At 50.8% G+C, this 17,387-nt stretch carries 16 protein-coding genes, 8 tRNA genes and 1 rRNA gene; 24 read left to right on the forward strand and 1 reads right to left on the reverse strand.

Annotated features, from left to right (window positions below):
* The 17 genes from ACFVRY_RS09980 to ACFVRY_RS10060 form a co-directional block, all read left to right on the forward strand.
* Positions 1 to 755, forward strand: a 23S ribosomal RNA gene (locus ACFVRY_RS09980); the annotation flags it as partial.
* 79 nt (positions 756 to 834) lie between these two features.
* Positions 835 to 926, forward strand: a tRNA-Ser gene (locus ACFVRY_RS09985).
* A 32-nt stretch (positions 927 to 958) separates the two neighbouring features.
* A tRNA-Met gene (locus tag ACFVRY_RS09990) sits at positions 959 to 1,035 on the forward strand.
* 8 nt (positions 1,036 to 1,043) lie between these two features.
* A tRNA-Val gene (locus tag ACFVRY_RS09995) sits at positions 1,044 to 1,119 on the forward strand.
* 28 nt (positions 1,120 to 1,147) lie between these two features.
* Positions 1,148 to 1,223 (forward strand) — tRNA-Thr (locus ACFVRY_RS10000).
* Positions 1,224 to 1,239: 16 nt separating this feature from the next.
* Positions 1,240 to 1,317 (forward strand) — tRNA-Asp (locus tag ACFVRY_RS10005).
* Between the two features lie 83 nt (positions 1,318 to 1,400).
* Positions 1,401 to 1,473, forward strand: a tRNA-Phe gene (locus ACFVRY_RS10010).
* A 12-nt stretch (positions 1,474 to 1,485) separates the two neighbouring features.
* Positions 1,486 to 1,571, forward strand: a tRNA-Tyr gene (locus ACFVRY_RS10015).
* A gap of 5 nt (positions 1,572 to 1,576) precedes the next feature.
* Positions 1,577 to 1,649: transfer RNA gene (locus ACFVRY_RS10020), tRNA-Lys, on the forward strand.
* Positions 1,650 to 1,802: 153 nt separating this feature from the next.
* Positions 1,803 to 2,747, forward strand: a complete 945-nt coding sequence (locus ACFVRY_RS10025) for an NAD(P)/FAD-dependent oxidoreductase (RefSeq protein WP_387499746.1) — start codon at positions 1,803 to 1,805, stop codon at positions 2,745 to 2,747.
* A gap of 107 nt (positions 2,748 to 2,854) precedes the next feature.
* Positions 2,855 to 3,949: a PucR family transcriptional regulator gene (locus ACFVRY_RS10030; RefSeq protein WP_387499748.1), complete on the forward strand. Its 1,095-nt coding sequence runs from the start codon at positions 2,855 to 2,857 to the stop codon at positions 3,947 to 3,949.
* Positions 3,950 to 4,058: 109 nt separating this feature from the next.
* A complete protein-coding gene (locus ACFVRY_RS10035; protein WP_066375779.1) occupies positions 4,059 to 5,180 on the forward strand; it encodes an ABC transporter ATP-binding protein in 1,122 nt (373 codons plus the stop codon).
* Positions 5,181 to 5,417: 237 nt separating this feature from the next.
* Entirely contained in the window at positions 5,418 to 6,356 is a 939-nt protein-coding gene (hprK, locus tag ACFVRY_RS10040) for an HPr(Ser) kinase/phosphatase (RefSeq protein WP_387499750.1), read from the forward strand.
* Positions 6,357 to 6,368: 12 nt separating this feature from the next.
* On the forward strand, positions 6,369 to 7,400 hold the full coding sequence (gene lgt, locus ACFVRY_RS10045; RefSeq protein WP_387499752.1) for a prolipoprotein diacylglyceryl transferase: 1,032 nt from the start codon (positions 6,369 to 6,371) through the stop codon (positions 7,398 to 7,400).
* 3 nt (positions 7,401 to 7,403) lie between these two features.
* Complete coding sequence (gene ppaX / locus ACFVRY_RS10050) at positions 7,404 to 8,054, forward strand: pyrophosphatase PpaX (RefSeq protein WP_387499754.1); 651 nt, start codon at positions 7,404 to 7,406, stop codon at positions 8,052 to 8,054.
* 2 nt (positions 8,055 to 8,056) lie between these two features.
* The gene (locus ACFVRY_RS10055; RefSeq protein WP_387499756.1) at positions 8,057 to 8,566 is read left to right on the forward strand and encodes an acyltransferase; all 510 of its coding nucleotides are present in this window, start codon (positions 8,057 to 8,059) and stop codon (positions 8,564 to 8,566) included.
* Positions 8,567 to 8,675: 109 nt separating this feature from the next.
* Positions 8,676 to 9,833: an acyltransferase gene (locus ACFVRY_RS10060; RefSeq protein ID WP_387499758.1), complete on the forward strand. Its 1,158-nt coding sequence runs from the start codon at positions 8,676 to 8,678 to the stop codon at positions 9,831 to 9,833.
* 119 nt (positions 9,834 to 9,952) lie between these two features.
* On the opposite strand, the gene gntK is transcribed toward ACFVRY_RS10060, so the two are convergent.
* Positions 9,953 to 11,497, reverse strand: a complete 1,545-nt coding sequence (gntK, locus tag ACFVRY_RS10065) for a gluconokinase (protein WP_387499760.1) — start codon at positions 11,495 to 11,497, stop codon at positions 9,953 to 9,955.
* A gap of 434 nt (positions 11,498 to 11,931) precedes the next feature.
* On the opposite strand from gntK, the gene ACFVRY_RS10070 reads away from it, so the two are divergent.
* The 7 genes from ACFVRY_RS10070 (at position 11,932) to hisA (ending at position 17,374) form a co-directional block, all read left to right on the forward strand.
* Positions 11,932 to 13,137 carry an ATP phosphoribosyltransferase regulatory subunit gene (locus ACFVRY_RS10070; RefSeq protein WP_387499762.1) on the forward strand — a complete coding sequence of 402 codons (1,206 nt, stop codon included), beginning with the start codon at positions 11,932 to 11,934 and terminating at the stop codon, positions 13,135 to 13,137.
* A 97-nt stretch (positions 13,138 to 13,234) separates the two neighbouring features.
* Positions 13,235 to 13,894, forward strand: a complete 660-nt coding sequence (gene hisG, locus ACFVRY_RS10075; protein ID WP_387499764.1) for an ATP phosphoribosyltransferase — start codon at positions 13,235 to 13,237, stop codon at positions 13,892 to 13,894.
* A 24-nt stretch (positions 13,895 to 13,918) separates the two neighbouring features.
* Positions 13,919 to 15,229 (forward strand): histidinol dehydrogenase, encoded by a 1,311-nt coding sequence (hisD, locus tag ACFVRY_RS10080; protein WP_387499767.1) that lies wholly within the window; start codon positions 13,919 to 13,921, stop codon positions 15,227 to 15,229.
* Positions 15,216 to 15,824, forward strand: coding sequence for an imidazoleglycerol-phosphate dehydratase HisB (gene hisB, locus ACFVRY_RS10085; protein ID WP_066375744.1), 609 nt, complete (start codon positions 15,216 to 15,218; stop codon positions 15,822 to 15,824). Before hisD ends, hisB begins: the two co-directional genes overlap by 14 nt.
* A gap of 1 nt (position 15,825) precedes the next feature.
* Positions 15,826 to 16,449 (forward strand): imidazole glycerol phosphate synthase subunit HisH, encoded by a 624-nt coding sequence (gene hisH, locus ACFVRY_RS10090; protein WP_387499769.1) that lies wholly within the window; start codon positions 15,826 to 15,828, stop codon positions 16,447 to 16,449.
* A gap of 90 nt (positions 16,450 to 16,539) precedes the next feature.
* Positions 16,540 to 16,668: a hypothetical protein gene (locus tag ACFVRY_RS10095; protein WP_387499771.1), complete on the forward strand. Its 129-nt coding sequence runs from the start codon at positions 16,540 to 16,542 to the stop codon at positions 16,666 to 16,668.
* Positions 16,637 to 17,374 carry a 1-(5-phosphoribosyl)-5-[(5-phosphoribosylamino)methylideneamino]imidazole-4-carboxamide isomerase gene (hisA, locus tag ACFVRY_RS10100; protein ID WP_387499773.1) on the forward strand — a complete coding sequence of 246 codons (738 nt, stop codon included), beginning with the start codon at positions 16,637 to 16,639 and terminating at the stop codon, positions 17,372 to 17,374. Before ACFVRY_RS10095 ends, hisA begins: the two co-directional genes overlap by 32 nt.
* The last annotated feature ends 13 nt before the right edge of the window (positions 17,375 to 17,387 follow it).

A 17,387-nucleotide genomic window follows, 5' to 3' on the forward strand; every position in this document is an offset into this window, starting at 1 on the left:
CAGGAGCGCAAGCTTCTGTGGAGGCGCCGTTGGGATACCACCCTGATCGTATCTAGGTTCTAACCTAGTGCCCTTATCGGGTACGGGGACCGTGTCAGGCGGGCAGTTTGACTGGGGCGGTCGCCTCCTAAAGAGTAACGGAGGCGTTCCAAGGTTCCCTCAGAATGGTTGGAAATCATTCGAAGAGTGCAAAGGCAGAAGGGAGCTTGACTGCGAGACCTACAAGTCGAGCAGGGACGAAAGTCGGACTTAGTGATCCGGTGGTACCGCATGGAAGGGCCATCGCTCAACGGATAAAAGCTACCCTGGGGATAACAGGCTTATCTCCCCCAAGAGTCCACATCGACGGGGAGGTTTGGCACCTCGATGTCGGCTCATCGCATCCTGGGGCTGAAGTAGGTCCCAAGGGTTGGGCTGTTCGCCCATTAAAGCGGTACGCGAGCTGGGTTCAGAACGTCGTGAGACAGTTCGGTCCCTATCTGTCGTGGGCGTAGGAAATTTGAGAGGAGCTGTCCTTAGTACGAGAGGACCGGGATGGACGTACCGCTGGTGCACCAGTTGTTCCGCCAGGAGCATGGCTGGGTAGCTACGTACGGACGGGATAAGCGCTGAAAGCATCTAAGCGTGAAGCCCCCCTCAAGATGAGATTTCCCAATTAGTAAGACCCCTTGAAGACGACGAGGTAGATAGGTTGGAGGTGGAAGTGCAGTAATGCATGGAGCTGACCAATACTAATCGGTCGAGGGCTTATCCTATATGTAGAATGCAGATTCGTTTCGGATTCAGTTTTCAGGCGATCAAGCCTGTATGGATTATATGGAAGAAGTCTTGTTTGGAGAGATACCCAAGTGGCTATAAGGGGACCCTCTGCTAAGGGGTTAGACTGCGTAAGCGGTGCGTGGGTTCGAATCCCACTCTCTCCGCCATTCCAATCCATATCATCATTACTAATTATTGTGGCGGTGTAGCTCAGCTGGCTAGAGCGTACGGTTCATACCCGTGAGGTCGGGGGTTCGATCCCCTTCGCCGCTACCATAATACCTGGAGGCTTAGCTCAGCTGGGAGAGCATCTGCCTTACAAGCAGAGGGTCGGGGGTTCGATCCCCTCAGCCTCCACCATTTTTGATACTGTAATACCTTACACTGTGCCGGTGTAGCTCAATTGGTAGAGCAACTGACTTGTAATCAGTAGGTTGGGGGTTCAAGTCCTCTCGCCGGCACCATTTTTTATCTAATTGTGGAACCGTGGTGTAGTTGGCCTAACATGCCTGCCTGTCACGCAGGAGATCGCGGGTTCGAATCCCGTCGGTTCCGCCATTTATATTAATGAAGTATAGTTTTCCACACAAGAGTGGAAGTGTATAACTATTCCGCTTCATTGTCATGTAAAAATTTCATATGGCTCGGTAGCTCAGTCGGTAGAGCAGAGGACTGAAAATCCTCGTGTCGGCGGTTCGATTCCGTCCCGAGCCACCTTTCTTTCTTGGGGGATTAGCGAAGTGGCCAAACGCATCAGACTGTAAATCTGCTCACGTACGTGTTCGGTGGTTCGAATCCATCATCCCCCACCATTTATGAGCCATTAGCTCAGTTGGTAGAGCACCTGACTTTTAATCAGGGTGTCGAAGGTTCGAGTCCTTCATGGCTCATCCCGATTAGAAAAAGCCATCACCATAAAGGTGATGGCTTTTTTTTGTTTTTCCAGTGAAATTCTGAAAAAAGAATGCAGCAAGCAAGTTTAAAAATCCTGGATTCGTTTAATTATAAGGGTATTCATGCAATGCAGAAACGAGGGGTTTTCCTTGATATATGATGCGATAATTGTTGGTGGTGGGATTGCTGGTTTACAGGCAGCGATTCAGTTGGGACGTTACTCGGCTCACCGTATACTGGTGGTTGACGCCGGGAAGGGACGTTCAAGTTTGTGCCGAAGTTATCATAACATACTGGGATGGCCGGATGGCATATCCGGAGAGGCGCTGCGGGCTAGTGGTAGACGGCAGGCGGAGCGTGTCGGCGTAGAATTTTTGGTAGATGAGATCCTGAAGGCGGAGAAGAAGGAGAACCATTTTCAACTGCAGGGCAGTCAAGGCCGGACCTATCACACGAAGACGATATTGCTGGCAACTGGAGTGTCAGATCGTTTTCCAGACCTACCAGGGTTGATCCCTTTGCTGGGCTGCAGTGTATATGTTTGCCCCGACTGTGATGGGTATGAGATTCAGGACCGACAGACCGTGCTGATGGGTGCGGGAGAAGCCGGGGCGAATATGGCTTTTATTTTACGAGAGCGAACCAGATATTTAACCTATATTAATCATGAGAAAAAAGCGTTAGCCCCTGAATTGCTAAATCGTCTGAATGAAGAGGGCATAATATATATAGAAGAAACTATATCGCGTGTCGACGGACAAACGGATGGAGTAATTACAGGAGTAACTCTAGAGAATGGGACATTTATTCCCGCAGAGCGTGGATTTATTGCTTTTGGGGGAAACCCTGTGCATTCGGAGCTTGCAGCTCAACTGGGTGTCGAATTGCACAAGAACAAGCACATAGAAGCTAATAAGCGCTCAATGACAACCAATGTAGATAATGTATGGGTGGCAGGAGATGTAGCTGTTCATGCAGAACAAGCGACAGTAGCTATGGGTGAGGGTGCCTTGGCCGCGATCTGGATGAATAAGGCTTTAAAGAAATTGAAACGACAAGAGTATAACGATAATCAGAGCGAAGTCGGAATATGACATAAAATTGCACAAGATATTATCGTTCGACCTGTTCTGACACCGCATTATGTATGGAAATATGTTAAAATAGTCGAAAAGAGTAAGAGTGGTGGAGTATGGTGACGATGGATAGCGAGACATTGCGTCAAAAGTTGGAACAGCTCACCGGAAAAAGAACCGGACTCAAGCAGTTAGGGAGGCAGCAATCCGCTTCCCTTTTTGGCATAGGAACGGAAGACACGGATCAACCTGTTATCTCTGAAGGAAGTTTGTGGGTGCCCTTATATGATAATGACGGCCGTATAACGGCAGTTTGGGTAGAACTGGATGGTCTTAGTTCGCGGGAAGTTCAGTTGGTCAATTATGCAGTCCAGAACTTTGCAGTAGCGCTGAAAGCCACAGGATTTCGCGAAGAAGGCGAGGTAGAAGCCCGCCAGCTTAGCAGTTGGTTGAATGCCCAGTTAGAGCAAGAGAAGGATGACGCAGAGATCCCTGATGATATGGCCTTAAAGAGCCGGCTATTCAGCGATATGATTCCTTTTCTCCTAAGTAGTGAAAACGTACACAGTCCTCAGGTATCTTATAGATCGCTGATGAAGCTGCTGCGGAGTTATTTTGAGAATGAGGTTCTGCTTATTCCGCTGCAGGAAAAGGAATGGCTAATTTTAGCGCGAAAGGAACTGCTCACCGGCGGGGATGATAAGGAAGATGAAGAAGAGAATGAGGATGATCTGCTGGCCCAGACTTCAATGGGGCTGCATGAGCTGATTGCCAGTGAATGGGTAGGGATCTTTCATCTAGCGGTAGCACCAGCGGTTGTTCCGGTCAAAGGCTTAACAGGGTCAGTGGCGTTGTTACGGGAAACCATCATTCTAGGACGAATTTTTCAAGTTGGTGAATATATTCATCTGCCGTGGGAGCTGCGCATGGAGCGCCTCGTGAATAGTATTCCTGACACCAGACGACGCAAGCTGCTTGGGCAGATCGGTGACTATACCTCCGTCTTGTCCGACAAGGAGATGCTGCTGACACTGGAGACCTTCTTTGAAATGGACTGTAATGTGAGCGAAACCGCTAAGAAGCTATATATCCACCGCAACACGCTGCTGTATCGACTGGACAAGATCAAACAGGAGACAGGGGCCGATGTCCGGAGCTTTGGAGACGCCGCAATTGTAAAGCTCACCATGCTATTGTATAAAGTGACGAAAAGAAAATAGGTTTTTTGTGAACGTTACAAATAGCCATCCCGGCGTAACTGGGGTAAGATAAATGTACAAGAAACGAATTGATGTTTTAATCCAATAAATGACTCGAGGGGGAAATACAATGGCAGGCGTACGTTTAGAGCATATTTTCAAAAAATACCCGGGTTCTGATAAAGCTACAGTTGAGGATATCAACCTTGATATTAAAGATAAAGAATTTCTAGTACTGGTTGGACCTTCCGGTTGCGGTAAATCCACAACTCTGCGGATGATCGCAGGTCTGGAAGAAATCTCTGAAGGTAAAATGTACATTGGCGACCGTGTCGTGAATGACGTTGCTCCTAAAGACCGCGATATCGCGATGGTTTTCCAATCTTACGCGTTGTACCCGCACATGAGCGTGTACCAAAACATGGCGTTTGGTTTGAAACTGCGTAAAGTGAAGAAAGAAGAAATCGACAAGAAGGTACGTGAAGCTGCGAAGATTCTCGACATCGAGCACTTGCTTGAGCGTAAACCAAAAGCACTCTCCGGTGGTCAACGCCAACGTGTCGCTTTGGGACGTGCAATTGTCCGTGATCCGCAGGTCTTCTTGATGGATGAGCCTCTTTCCAACTTGGATGCTAAACTTCGTGGTCAAATGCGCGCGGAAATCACTAAATTGGTTAAGCGCCTTGAAACTACTTGTATCTACGTAACGCATGACCAAACAGAAGCTATGACGATGGGTGACCGTATCGTAGTTATGTACGATGGTATCATTCAACAAGCTGCTTCTCCGGAAGAGCTTTACAACCAACCTCAAAACCTGTTCGTAGCGGGCTTTATTGGTTCCCCTACAATGAACTTTATTACAGGTACATTGAGCGATGTAAACGGCGCTGTTCGTTTCCGTTCCGATAACCTGGATGTTGAAGTACCAGGTGGAAAAGCTCAAATCGTTCGTAACAAAGGTTTCATCGGTAAAGAAGTGGTTATGGGCGTTCGTCCAGAAGATATCCACGAAGAGCCAGTATTCCTGGAAGCTTCTCCGAACACAATCTTCTCTTCGTTGGTTGATGTTACAGAGAACCTGGGTCACGAAATGCTCTTGTACCTGAGCGGTGTGGGCAACACAACTGTTATTGCCCGTGTAGACGGACGTTCTACAACTCGTGAAGGCAACAAGCCTAAACTCGCGATCGACATGAACAAAGTTCATTTCTTCGACAAAGAATCCGAAAAGAACATTTTGCTGGGATAAGACTTATCCAGTTTTGTGAGCCACCCCTTTGGGGTGGCTTTTTTGTTGGTCTGAGAAGGGGATGTAATCTTCTTCGAAAGGGGATATACCCTTAGTTGGAGGGCTTTAAGATTGCATTCATAGGCATTATCCATTAAGATTAGCAGGAGAATTACCTGCGGATGGAATGGGAATATCATCCTAACCGAACGCGGGATAGCGGAGAAAAAACCGCAGGCGAGGAAAGGAAGAATTCACATGGCTAAGAAGGTAAAAGTATCTGAATTGGTACAGCATTTTCAATTAGAAGTGGTATCGGGACATGAGGGTCTGAAGCGGCCCATCACGGTCGATGACCTCAACCGCCCTGGTCTGGAAATGGCCGGTTATTTTGAATATTACCCTGAAGAACGTGTTCAGCTGCTGGGCAAGACCGAGCTGGCTTTCTTCTCTATGCTTCCGGAGGAAGAGCGGAAGAGCCGTGTTCGGGGGATTTGTAATGACAACACGCCTTGTATTGTAATCACCCGTGCGTTGGAAGTACCACAGGAATTTATTGATATAAGTAATGAAAAGGGATTGCCTGTGTTGCGCAGCTCGATGGCGACTACGATTTTTTCCAGCCGTCTGACGAGTTTCTTGGAAGGTCGGTTGGCTCCTACAGCTACCATTCATGGCGTACTGTGTGACGTGTATGGGGTAGGGATGCTGATTACAGGTAGTAGTGGTATCGGTAAAAGTGAGACAGCGCTTGAGCTTGTAAAACGCGGTCATCGTCTGATTGCCGATGATGCGGTTGAGATTCGCCAAACTTCGGATAACCAGCTTCATGGTACAGCACCGGAACTGATCCGTCACTTGCTGGAGATTCGCGGCGTAGGGATTATCAACGTGATGACGCTATTTGGTGCAGGTGCGATTCGCAATCATAAGCGTATTACGCTAGTGGTCAGACTGGAAGCTTGGCAGCAGGATAAACAATACGATCGCTTGGGACTCGACGAAGAGACGACTCGTATTATCGATACGGATATTCCGCTCGTAACCATTCCGGTTCGTCCGGGACGTAACCTTGCGGTAATTATCGAAGTTGCGGCGATGAACTACCGGTTGAAGCAAATGGGCTTTAATGCCGCCCTACAGTTTACCAACAAATTGACAGCCACCATCTCTGAGGATATGGATGATCTGGACTAGGAGTGTGAGAGAATGTTCCCTTTAGCTTTGGACCCTATAGTCTTTAGAATTGGATCTCTGCCGGTTCACTGGTATGGCTTAATTCTAGGATTGGGCGCACTGGTGGGATTATTTCTGGTCATTCGCGAAGGCAGCCGTTTTGGCATCCCTCAGGAATTCTTTATGGACATGCTCCTGATAGGTGTGCCTTCTTCGATTATCGGTGCCCGTATCTATTATGTAGCTTTTAAATGGGACGACTATAAAGATAACTTTGTGGACGTCTTCAAAATCTGGAACGGTGGTATTGCCATCTACGGCGCGCTAATCGGGGCCATCATATGCGGGATCATCTATTTCCGGTATAAAGGATACCCGTTCTGGCGTATTATCGACATTTGTGCTCCCGGGCTGCTCGCTGGACAGATGATCGGGCGTTGGGGGAACTTTGTGAATCAGGAAGCTTATGGCGGCGTTGTCGAGGAATCTTTCCTTCGCAACAAGCTGCATCTGCCTGACTTCATCGTTAATCAAATGTACATAGGAGATGCTTTCCATCATCCTACCTTCCTCTATGAGTCACTCTGGAGTCTGCTCGGGATCGCAATTCTAATGATATTGCGGCGCCAGAAGTTTGTGCGTGCGGGTGAAATATTCCTGTCTTACTTCATTTGGTACTCCATCGGACGTTTCTTTATTGAGGCCTTGCGTACGGACAGTCTCGGTTACAATGGAAGCAGTGGTCTAGCATCATTCATCAATGGACTGTGGAGTCCGATGAAATGGTTGGGCTTTGAACCCGGGTTCCTGGATCCGAACTACGGAAATATTCGCATTTCTCAGCTGTTGTCCTTGTTAATTATTGTTGCAGCTGTAGTCCTCATTATTATCCGTCGGACCACAGGACAGCCGAAAGCTCATTATTCTGATCCTATTGTTTCAACAAAAGCAGGGAACACAGATGCCGTTGTACCTGACAGCGCAGAGCATACACCACAGCGGGCCCCTAAGGGGTCACAGGCCGGTCTCAAGCCGCCTGCTGAAGAGGATAAGAAGGAGCAGTAAACCTTGAAAATAGAATGCGTTCTTTTTGATCTGGATGGAACGATTGTTGATACGAACGATTTGATTCTGAATTCGTTCATGTATGCACTACAGCACAATAACCTGCCCCCACTGAGCAGAGAAGAGATGATTCCCCACATGGGGACTACGCTTCAGCATCAGATGAGAGTGTTCTCGGGGCTAGAGGATGTAACTGCATTGGAAGCTTCCTACCGTTCCTATAATTACGGTCATCATGATGCTCTGATTCGTTCTTTTCCACATGTGAATGAGACGATGGAAGCATTGGCATGGCGAGGGATCAAGATGGGGATTGTAACCACCAAGATCCGTCCGACGACCATCAAAGCACTAGAAATGTTCGATTTGCTCAAGTACATGGATACTATTGTGACGGTAAACGATGTTACTGAGCCTAAGCCACACCCGGAGCCTGTCCTGACGGCTGTACGTAACCTGAATGCTGATCTCCGCACAACCTTGATGGTGGGCGATAGCATCGTGGATATTCAGTCGGCTAAGGCTGCGGGAGTGTATGCGGCAGCTGTTGCTTGGTCACTCAAGGGCGAGGAGACGCTTAGCAAGTATGGACCGGACTATATCATCCACGACATGAAGGAAATCTGTGATCTCGTGGATCAAGGGACGGATTAATCGTGAGAAATGTGACCCGTTATCCAGTGGAAGGGCATAACTCGTTGTGGTACATTTACCGCACGGTCAGCCCGTGGAAGGGCGTCAAAAACTTTATTTTCATCCAAATTGCCCGTTACTGTCCGATTCTGCCGTTAAAGAACTGGATTTACCGGCATATGCTCGGTATGAAGGTGGGGAAGCATACAGCGTTTGGACTGATGGCGATGGTGGATGTGTTTTTTCCGGAAAAAATAACGGTTGGTGAAAACTCAATCATTGGCTATAACACTACTATTCTGGCGCATGAGTATCTCATTAAGGAATACCGCCTGGGTGAAGTCATTATCGGGGAGAACGTGCTAGTGGGTGCCAATACCACGATCCTTCCCGGAGTGACCATTGGGGATGGGGCGATTATAGCTGCGGGCTCTGTAGTCCACAGAAATGTGCCGGCTGGCGCTTTTGTGGGAGGTAACCCACTTAGAGACCTGAGACCGTCCCAAAGCGCAGAGAGTGTGGAAGAATCGTGAATAACGGCTTGGACCCTGCAGTTGAATATTGCGTGCTTGTGCGCAACACCTGCAGGGTTTTTCGCGTCTTATAAGAATAATGGAAACACATAGCTTAACAGGAGGGAAGATGATGAAGCAAAAAGAAAGGATTCCACAGCTGGATATTTTCCGGGCCATTGCTATTTTTGCGGTGCTAGCGATTCATGCTACTTCGCGTACGTTGGCTGAAACGCTGGGAACCTCCATGTTTCACCCGTTCTTATTTATTAATAAATTCAGTCAGTTTGCAGTACCTTCATTTGTATTCTTGAGCGGGTTTGTCTTGTTCTACAATTACATAGATCGGCCGCTAAGCGGCAAGACGCTTGGGAAATTTTATAGTAGACGGTTAATCTATATCATAGTGCCGTATGTGATGTTCTCGCTGATGTACTTCATTCTGAAAATGACCGCAGGTCACACGTGGAGTCTGCCCCCCATGGAGCTGGCTTCCAAGCTGGGTAAGTATCTGCTCACTGGTACAGCGTATACGCACCTCTATTATGTCATTATCATTATTCAATTCTATGTGTTGTTCCCGCTCATCCTGTGGTGTCTGCAAAAGGTCCGTACCTTGGCGGCTTGGGCTCCGTTAATCGGGCTGGCGCTTCAGTGGGGCTTCGTTGTTCTTAACAAATACATGACCAACCACGGGTACTGGCAATTGACGAAGGGAAGTCTGGCCATCACATACTTCTCTTACTTCTTGCTTGGGGCAGGGGTAGCAGTCTATTACGGATCATTGAAAAAATGGCTGGTTCCTTCCCGTGAAGGCTGGCGATCCGGCAGAGGTGGGGTTTGGGTAGCACTCTGGTTGCTCTGGATCGCTGCAGGTGCGGTTCATGTGGAGTTATGGTTCAATAACTTTACCAAGAAAACAGTCATCAACAGTCTGTGGTATGAGGCATTTTCCAACCTGCATGCACTACTGTCCTGCCTTGTTCTACTACAGCTATCCTTCTTGCTCTACGGGGCTGGCCGCAGTCTGACTGCAAGATTGCTGACCTCCGCAGGCGCTTGCTCGTTCGGAATCTACCTGATCCACCCGGCGCTTCTCTTCTTCTATAGAAAGCTGCCATTCCATGGCGGTTCGCTGGCCTACACTGCAGCCATTGCCGGAGGTTGGCTGGTCGCGTTGATCGTGTCCTGGTTGATTGTCGCTATAGCTTTCCGATATGTGAAGCCAGCATGGATTGTTTTTGGCTCTGCACCGCCGCAGAAGGCGAAACCCGGCGTGCAGAGCTGATCTGCTGATCCGTAGACTACATGAACTGCTGAATACTTCATGGCAGCTTCAAAAGCGCCGTACATCCCTACAGGGGGTGTGCGGCGCTTTCTGGTTACTGTAGAAGGAAGGAGCTGATCCTACTCTCCGGCTTGTTCCCGTTGGAACCCGGCAATGGCCTCGTACTGGCTTTCCAGACTTCTGAATACAGAGATATAGATCGGCAAGAGTTTCTTGTACACCTTGGCATGCTCGGGAATCGGATGATGCTGATGAGTGGAGCCGATCATGTTGAAGACAATGTCCAAGGAATCCGTGCGCCCTATAGCGAGCAGCCCGAGCACAACGGCTCCTAGGCAGGAGCTTTCAAAGCTCTCTGGCACAACCACCTCTTGATCGAATATATCGGCCATCATCTGCCGCCAGAGCGGGGAGCGGGCGAAGCCGCCTGTCGCGAGAATTTGATGCGGACGACCAATGCTTTCCTCCATCGCCAGCAGCACGGTATACATATTTAAGATCACACCTTCCAGCACGGAGCGGATCATATGCTCTTTGTGATGGTTCATCGACAGTCCGAAAAAGGATCCGCGGGCGTCGGGATTCCATAGCGGCGCGCGTTCGCCTGTCAGATAAGGATGAAACAGCAAGCCACCGCTGCCGGGGGGCACCTGCTCGGCAATACGTGTCAGAACCTCGTAGGGATCGATGCCAAGACGCTTCGCGGTCTCTACTTCGGAGGCGGCGAATTCATCGCGTACCCAGCGGAACAGCATGCCGCCATTGTTCACCGGGCCGCCGATGACCCAGTGGTCTGCCGTAAGAGCGTAACAGAAAGTCCTACCTTTGGGATCTGTAATCGGACGATCTACAACGGTTCGGATAGCCCCGCTGGTCCCGATTGTAGCGGCGACAACTCCCGGCTGGATGGCACCTACACCGAGATTGGACAGCACGCCATCACTGGCGCCGACGACGAACCGGGTCGATTGGAGCAAGCCAAGCTTGTCCGCCAGCCCGGGGAGCAGGCCCTGCATGACATGTGTAGTCGGCACAATCTTCGAGAGTCGGTCTTTGGTAATCCCGGCGATATTCAGGGCTTCAGCATCCCAGTCGAGCTGCTCCAAGTTAAGCATCCCAGTCGAAGAGGCGATGGAGTAATCAATAACATATTCGCCGAACAGTTTGACGAATATGTATTCTTTAATGGAAATGAATTTATCCGTCTGCTGGAACACGTCTGGATGATCTTCCCGTAGCCACATCAGCTTGGTAATTGGCGACATGGGATGGATAGGTGTGCCTGTTCGGAGATACAGTTCCTGGCCATGGAGTTCGTTCTTGAGACGTAGCGCACAACCTGCACTACGGTTATCGGCCCAGGTGAAACAGGCCGTTAAGGGATTGCCGCTGCCGTCAATGGCAATAACACTATGCATGGCGGAGCTGAAGGAGACGAACAATACATCGTCCGCCCGGGTCCCGCTCTGTTTCATTACATCCGACACAGTGCGGATGACTGCTTCTAGAATCGCATTCGGGTCCTGCTCTGCCACCGATGGGGACGGCTGGTGAAGCGGGTAGCCGATATTTGCCTGGGCTACAATGCCACCGTTTTCCAGGAAGAGTACCGCTTTGGTGCTAGTCGTCCCGATATCCACGCCAATCATATAGGAATTGCTCATGCTTCAGTCCTTCTTTCCATTGGAAGTACTGCATAAGATACGAACATTTTAAAGGAATTTCATGCAGTCTGAAGAAAATGTATTACGTACACAATTACATAAATCTCTGATGTATTCCTGTATTCTAAGTATAAAGAGGTCGACCGAGCCGGACTCCCTAACGATTTTAGCATACCTTGACAGGGCGGTTCCAACCCCGTTAAGCAAGAGATTCGTATTACGTCTGAACAAAGTGGAAGGTCAGAAAGAGTCGGTGGAAACGGTAAGCTTCAAGAAATCAGACTTGAAAAGCAACAGTTTTACAAGGCACAATTGACGATTTAGAGTAGTACGTGATACGATATTGCAAATACTTTAATTTGCTACCACTTTACCATAGTGAAGTGAGTGGAGTTTATAAATCCCAATGATACCTGATGAGGTGAACCTAGAAGATGTCCAAACCAAAAGGATTCGAGAAGCCGGCCGGCGTGCGTGACTATCTGCCGCATGCGGTATCGAAGCTGCGCAAGATTGAAAGAGACGTGCTGCATTGTATGAGCCGTTGGGGATACCGGCAGATGATCACACCTACGCTGGAATACTACGATACTGTTGGTGTTGCCAGCTCTACATCCGATCAGAAGTTATATAAATTACTGAATAACCGCGGTCAGGCACTGGTGCTACGTTCGGAGATGACTGCACCCGTAGCCCGGGTGGTATCTTCGCTGCTGAAGGATGAGCCACTGCCGCTGCGTCTTTCTTACCATGCTAATGTCTTCCGGGCAATTGAAGAAGAGGCCGGGCGGGAAGCGGAATTTTTCCAGACTGGCGTTGAGCTAGTAGGCGATGATTCCCCAGAGGCAGATGCAGAGGTGGTTGCGCTGGCGATCGCATCGCTGCAGGCTGCAGGAGTGAAGTCTTTCAAAATCGCGATGGGCCATGTCGGTTTCCTAAACGGGCTGTTCCAAGAGGCCGTACCGGGTCTGCCAGAGGCTCAAGAGGAATTAAAGAGTCACCTGCTGAGCCGAGATTATGTCTCCTTCCGTGAGACCCTGCGTCGTCTAGATTTGCCTGAAGCGCAGAAGAATGAGCTTAACGACCTGCTGCGGCTTCGTGGAGGTAAGGAAATATGCAATCAGGCGTTGGAGCTTAGCGGTCACCCGCTGGCCCTTGCCTCCATCGAACATTTATGCAAAGTATGGGAGGTGCTGGAGTCATACGGGGTGTCCCAGCATGTGTTAATCGATCTGACGATGATCGGAGACTTCACTTACTATACTGGAATGACCTTCGAAGGCTATGCTGCCGAACTTGGCTTCCCGGTATGCAGCGGCGGACGTTATGACAATCTACTGCAGCAGTTTGGTCGTCCCGTTCCTTCGACAGGCTTCTCGCTCAAGACGAATCGTATTCTGGACGGTGTTCCTGCAGAGAATGAAACGGAAGAGCTGCCCATTCTGGTACAATACGATGTATCCCGTCGTCAGGAGGGGCTGCAGGAGGCTGCACGATTGCGGTCTGAGGGGCGTGTTGTAGTAACTCGTCTGGTCTCTGGGCAAGAAGATTCTGATAGCCGTGAGGAATCAGGGAATGATAACGCCGGGTTACAGGAAGAAAGATACGAGGAAATCCTTACCTTCGCGGTCGGTTCATGACCTTAAACTATCAATATAATCAACTAGACCTAAATAACTGTCTTGAGTGACAGAAAAAATAACCAATGATCGCACCGGAAATGGAGGCAATTGAACAATGGCGCAGATTTTGAAGGTGGCTATGCCTAAAGGCCGCATTTACAATAAAGCGGCGGAATTATTCCGTCAAGCCGGGCTTCCGATTCCGCCGGATGGCGAAGAATCCCGCAAGCTGGTCGTCCCAATTCCTGAAGCTGGAATGGAGTTCATACTGGCGAAGCCGGTAGATGTTCCTACATATGTCGAATATGGTGTGGCAGACATCGGAATCGTGGGGAAGGATGTTCTGCTGGAAGAGGACCGGGATGTGTACGAACTGCTTGATCTTGGTATTGCACGGTGCCGGATGTCGATTATCGGTTTGCCGAACTGGCAACCAGGCATTCAGCAGCGGGTGGCAACCAAGTACCCTAATGTTGCGTCCCGTTACTTCCGCGAGCAGGGTCAGCAGGTGGAGGTCGTTAAGCTGAACGGCTCTATCGAACTGGCCCCGCTGATCGGACTTGCGGACCGGATCGTCGATATGGTGGAGACCGGACAGACTTTGCGGGATAACGGACTCGTAGAAATGACGAGTATCTTTGAAATTACAAGCCGTCTTGTGGCGAACCGGGTGAGCTACCGGATGAAGAATGCAGAAATCCAGCAGCTTTGCGACCGGCTTCAAAGCGTGATTGCAGGTCCAGTGCTCGAAGTTGGCGTGAACAAGCAGCGTTAGGGATGTCTAAAGGAGGAACCAGCAGTGAAGATCCAATCAAGCAAAGAATTCAATCTTCAGCGGGAAGTTGAATATGGAACGCCGGAGCAGAATAAGGCCGTGAAGGAAATTGTGGCCGATATTAAAAAAGAAGGAGACGCTGCGCTTTTCCGTTACACGGAGCGTCATGACGGCGCCCTCTTGACGCCGGATACACTGCGGGTGAAGCCGGAGGAGCTGGAGGCAGCCTACGGGAAGGTTGAAGCGTCGTTTGTCTCCGCGATCCGCGCTGCGGCAGCCAACATTCGGGCGTTTCATACCCGGCAGAAACGCAACTCCTGGATGGATCTGCAGCCAGATGGTACCATCCTCGGCCAGATCATCCGCCCGCTGAAGCGGGTGGGCGTATACGTTCCAGGCGGGAAGGCGGCTTACCCGTCTTCCGTGCTGATGAACGTCATCCCCGCCCAGATCGCGGGCGTGCCGGAGATTGTGATGGTGACTCCGCCATCTACCGGCGGCAAAGAAGGCATTGACCCTTATATTCTCGTGGCCGCCGCGGAAGCGGGCGTACACGAGATCTACCGTGTCGGCGGTGCGCAGGCGATAGCCGCGCTGGCCTACGGCACGGAGAGCATCGCGCCTGTCGATAAAATCTGCGGCCCCGGTAACATCTACGTCGCGCTGGCGAAGCGCGAGGTGTACGGGGCTGTCGATATCGACAGCATCGCCGGTCCAAGCGAGATTGTCGTGCTGGCGGATGAGACCGCCGAGCCGGCCTATGTCGCTGCTGACCTGCTCTCACAGGCCGAGCATGACGAGATGGCCTCGGCCATTCTGGTGACGCCATCGCAAAGCTTGGCGGAATCGGTTGCCGACGAAGTCGAGCGGCAATTGCAGGTGTTGCCACGGCAGGCCATCGCGCGGGCCTCGGTAGAGAATTACGGTGCGATCATCGTCGTAGAGTCGATGGAGGAGGGCATCTCGGTAGTTAACCGGCTGGCGCCGGAACACCTGGAGATTGTAACTGCCGATCCGATGAGCCTGACCGGGGCCATCGAGAATGCAGGCGCGATTTTCCTGGGCGCGTACAGCTCGGAGCCGGTGGGGGATTATTTTGCGGGGCCGAACCATATCATACCGACCAATGGAACGGCGCGCTTTTCCTCCCCCGTGGATGTGGACGATTTTATCAAGAAATCAAGCCTGATCTACTACAGCAAGGAAGCTTTGCTGCGTGATGGGCAGACGATTATAGAATTGGCGCGCCGTGAAGGGCTGGAAGGTCATGCACGGGCCATTGAAATCAGACTGGAGAACGAACTGAAAGGTGGAAACGGACATGGAGAGCAATAACGGACAGGTGGCACGCGAAGCGGGGTTAAGCCGCACGACGAACGAGACGGACATCAAGCTGTCCTTTGCTGTAGACGGGAACGGAACTTCGGAGCTTGAGACCGGGGTGCCTTTTCTGAACCATATGCTGGATCTCTTCACTAAGCACGGTCAGTTCGACCTTAAGGTTGAAGCGAATGGCGATATTGATATCGACGATCATCACACGGTGGAGGATATCGGTATTTGTTTGGGGCAGGCACTGCGTGAGGCGCTGGGCGATAAGAAGGGAATCAAGCGTTATGCAAGTGTGTTCGTTCCAATGGACGAGGCGCTGGCTCAGGTCGTTATTGATATCAGCAACCGACCTCACTTTGAGTACCGGGCAGAATATCCTTCTCAGCAGGTAGGCAGCTTCTCGACAGAGCTGGTGCATGAATTCCTCTGGAAGCTTGCGCTGGAAGCACGGATTACACTGCATGTCATCGTACACTACGGCTCCAACACGCACCACATGATTGAGGCTGTGTTCAAGGCGCTGGGACGTGCACTGGATGAAGCCACTTTGATTGATCCTCGTGTGAAGGGTGTGCCTTCCACTAAGGGAGTGCTGTAGCATGGCTGTTGCGATCGTCGATTATGGCATGGGCAACCTGCACAGCGTCAGCAAGGCTGTCGAGCGTCTGGGCTGCGAGTCCCTGGTGACGGGTGACCGTGAGCAGATCTTGGCTGCGGACAGCGTTATTCTGCCGGGTGTCGGCGCCTTTGGCGATGCCATGGAGCATTTGCGGGAGAACGGCCTGGATACGGTGGTAAAAGAGGTCGCTGCCGCTGGGCAACCGCTCCTCGGCATTTGCCTCGGCATGCAGCTGTTGTTCAGCAGCAGCCAGGAGCACGGCTCACATGACGGCCTGGATATTCTGCCAGGCTCCGTGGTACGCTTTGCGCCACGTGATGGCTACAAGGTGCCACATATGGGCTGGAATCGCTTGAGCTTCCGTCAGCCGGAGAGTCCACTGCTGGAAGGGCTAGAGGAAGGCCATGTGTATTTCGTCCATTCCTATCATGTGGAAGTGGGCCGGGAGAGCAATCTTTTGGCCGTGACTGATTATGGTCATTCGGTAACGGCAATCGTCGGACAGGGGAATGTCTTCGGTATGCAATTCCACCCGGAGAAGAGCGGGGACCTCGGCGTGCAATTGCTGGGGAATTTTTTGAAGCTTACTAGGGAACGGGTTTAAGGGATTTATAAGCGCTACGGATTATGAGCGTCTGAGAATCAAGTGAGGGCTAAGAGTAAGGTTGCTAAGATCGTGGCCCTGAGGATTAGAATGCTAGTTCCGAGAGTAACGATAACCGTAACAGCTATAACAGCCACAAGCCTGTTGCTGGGCTATAACCATATTGTAACGAGAGCGGTGAGCGTCAATGTCTTCTTTTATAGTGTATCCGGCGATTGATATCCGGGATGGAAAATGCGTCAGATTGCTGCAGGGCGATTACAATCAGGAAACGATCTTCAGCGACAGTCCACTGAAGGTGGCGCAGTCGTGGGAAGCCCAAGGCGGAGAGTTTATCCATCTGGTTGACCTTGACGGAGCGAAGGCTGGGCATCCGGTCAACGATGCCATTATCGGCGCTATTGCTTCCAGCGTGAATGTTCCTGTACAGGTTGGTGGTGGTCTTCGTACCCTTGCCGATGTGGAAAAGCTGCTGGGCCTCGGGGTTAGCCGTTTGATTATCGGGACAGCGGCGATCAATGACCGCGAATTCACGGAAGCGGTGCTGGGCAAATACGGCGACAAGATAGCGATCGGCATTGATGCACGGAACGGCTTCGTAGCCACGCATGGCTGGCTGGAAACCTCGGAGGTGCGTGCGGAGGATCTAGCCAAGGAATTGGCAGCCAAAGGCGCTGAGACCTTTATCTACACTGACATTTCCCGGGATGGCATGATGCAGGGCCCGAACGTGGAAGGCATTCTGTCGATGGCTGTGGCCAGCGGAAAAACAGTGATCGCTTCCGGCGGTGTGACCAGCCTCGATGACCTGCTGCGCTTGAACGTGCATAGCAGCAGTGGTATTGGCGGCGCAATTGTGGGTAAAGCGCTTTACACCGGCAACATCGACCTTGGCGGGGCGCTGAAGGCGCTGGGACAGAAATAGGATTGGGGGCTAT

The organism is Paenibacillus sp. NPDC057934 (assembly GCF_042887565.1).
Classification (GTDB): Bacteria; Bacillota; Bacilli; order Paenibacillales; family Paenibacillaceae; genus Paenibacillus_AQ.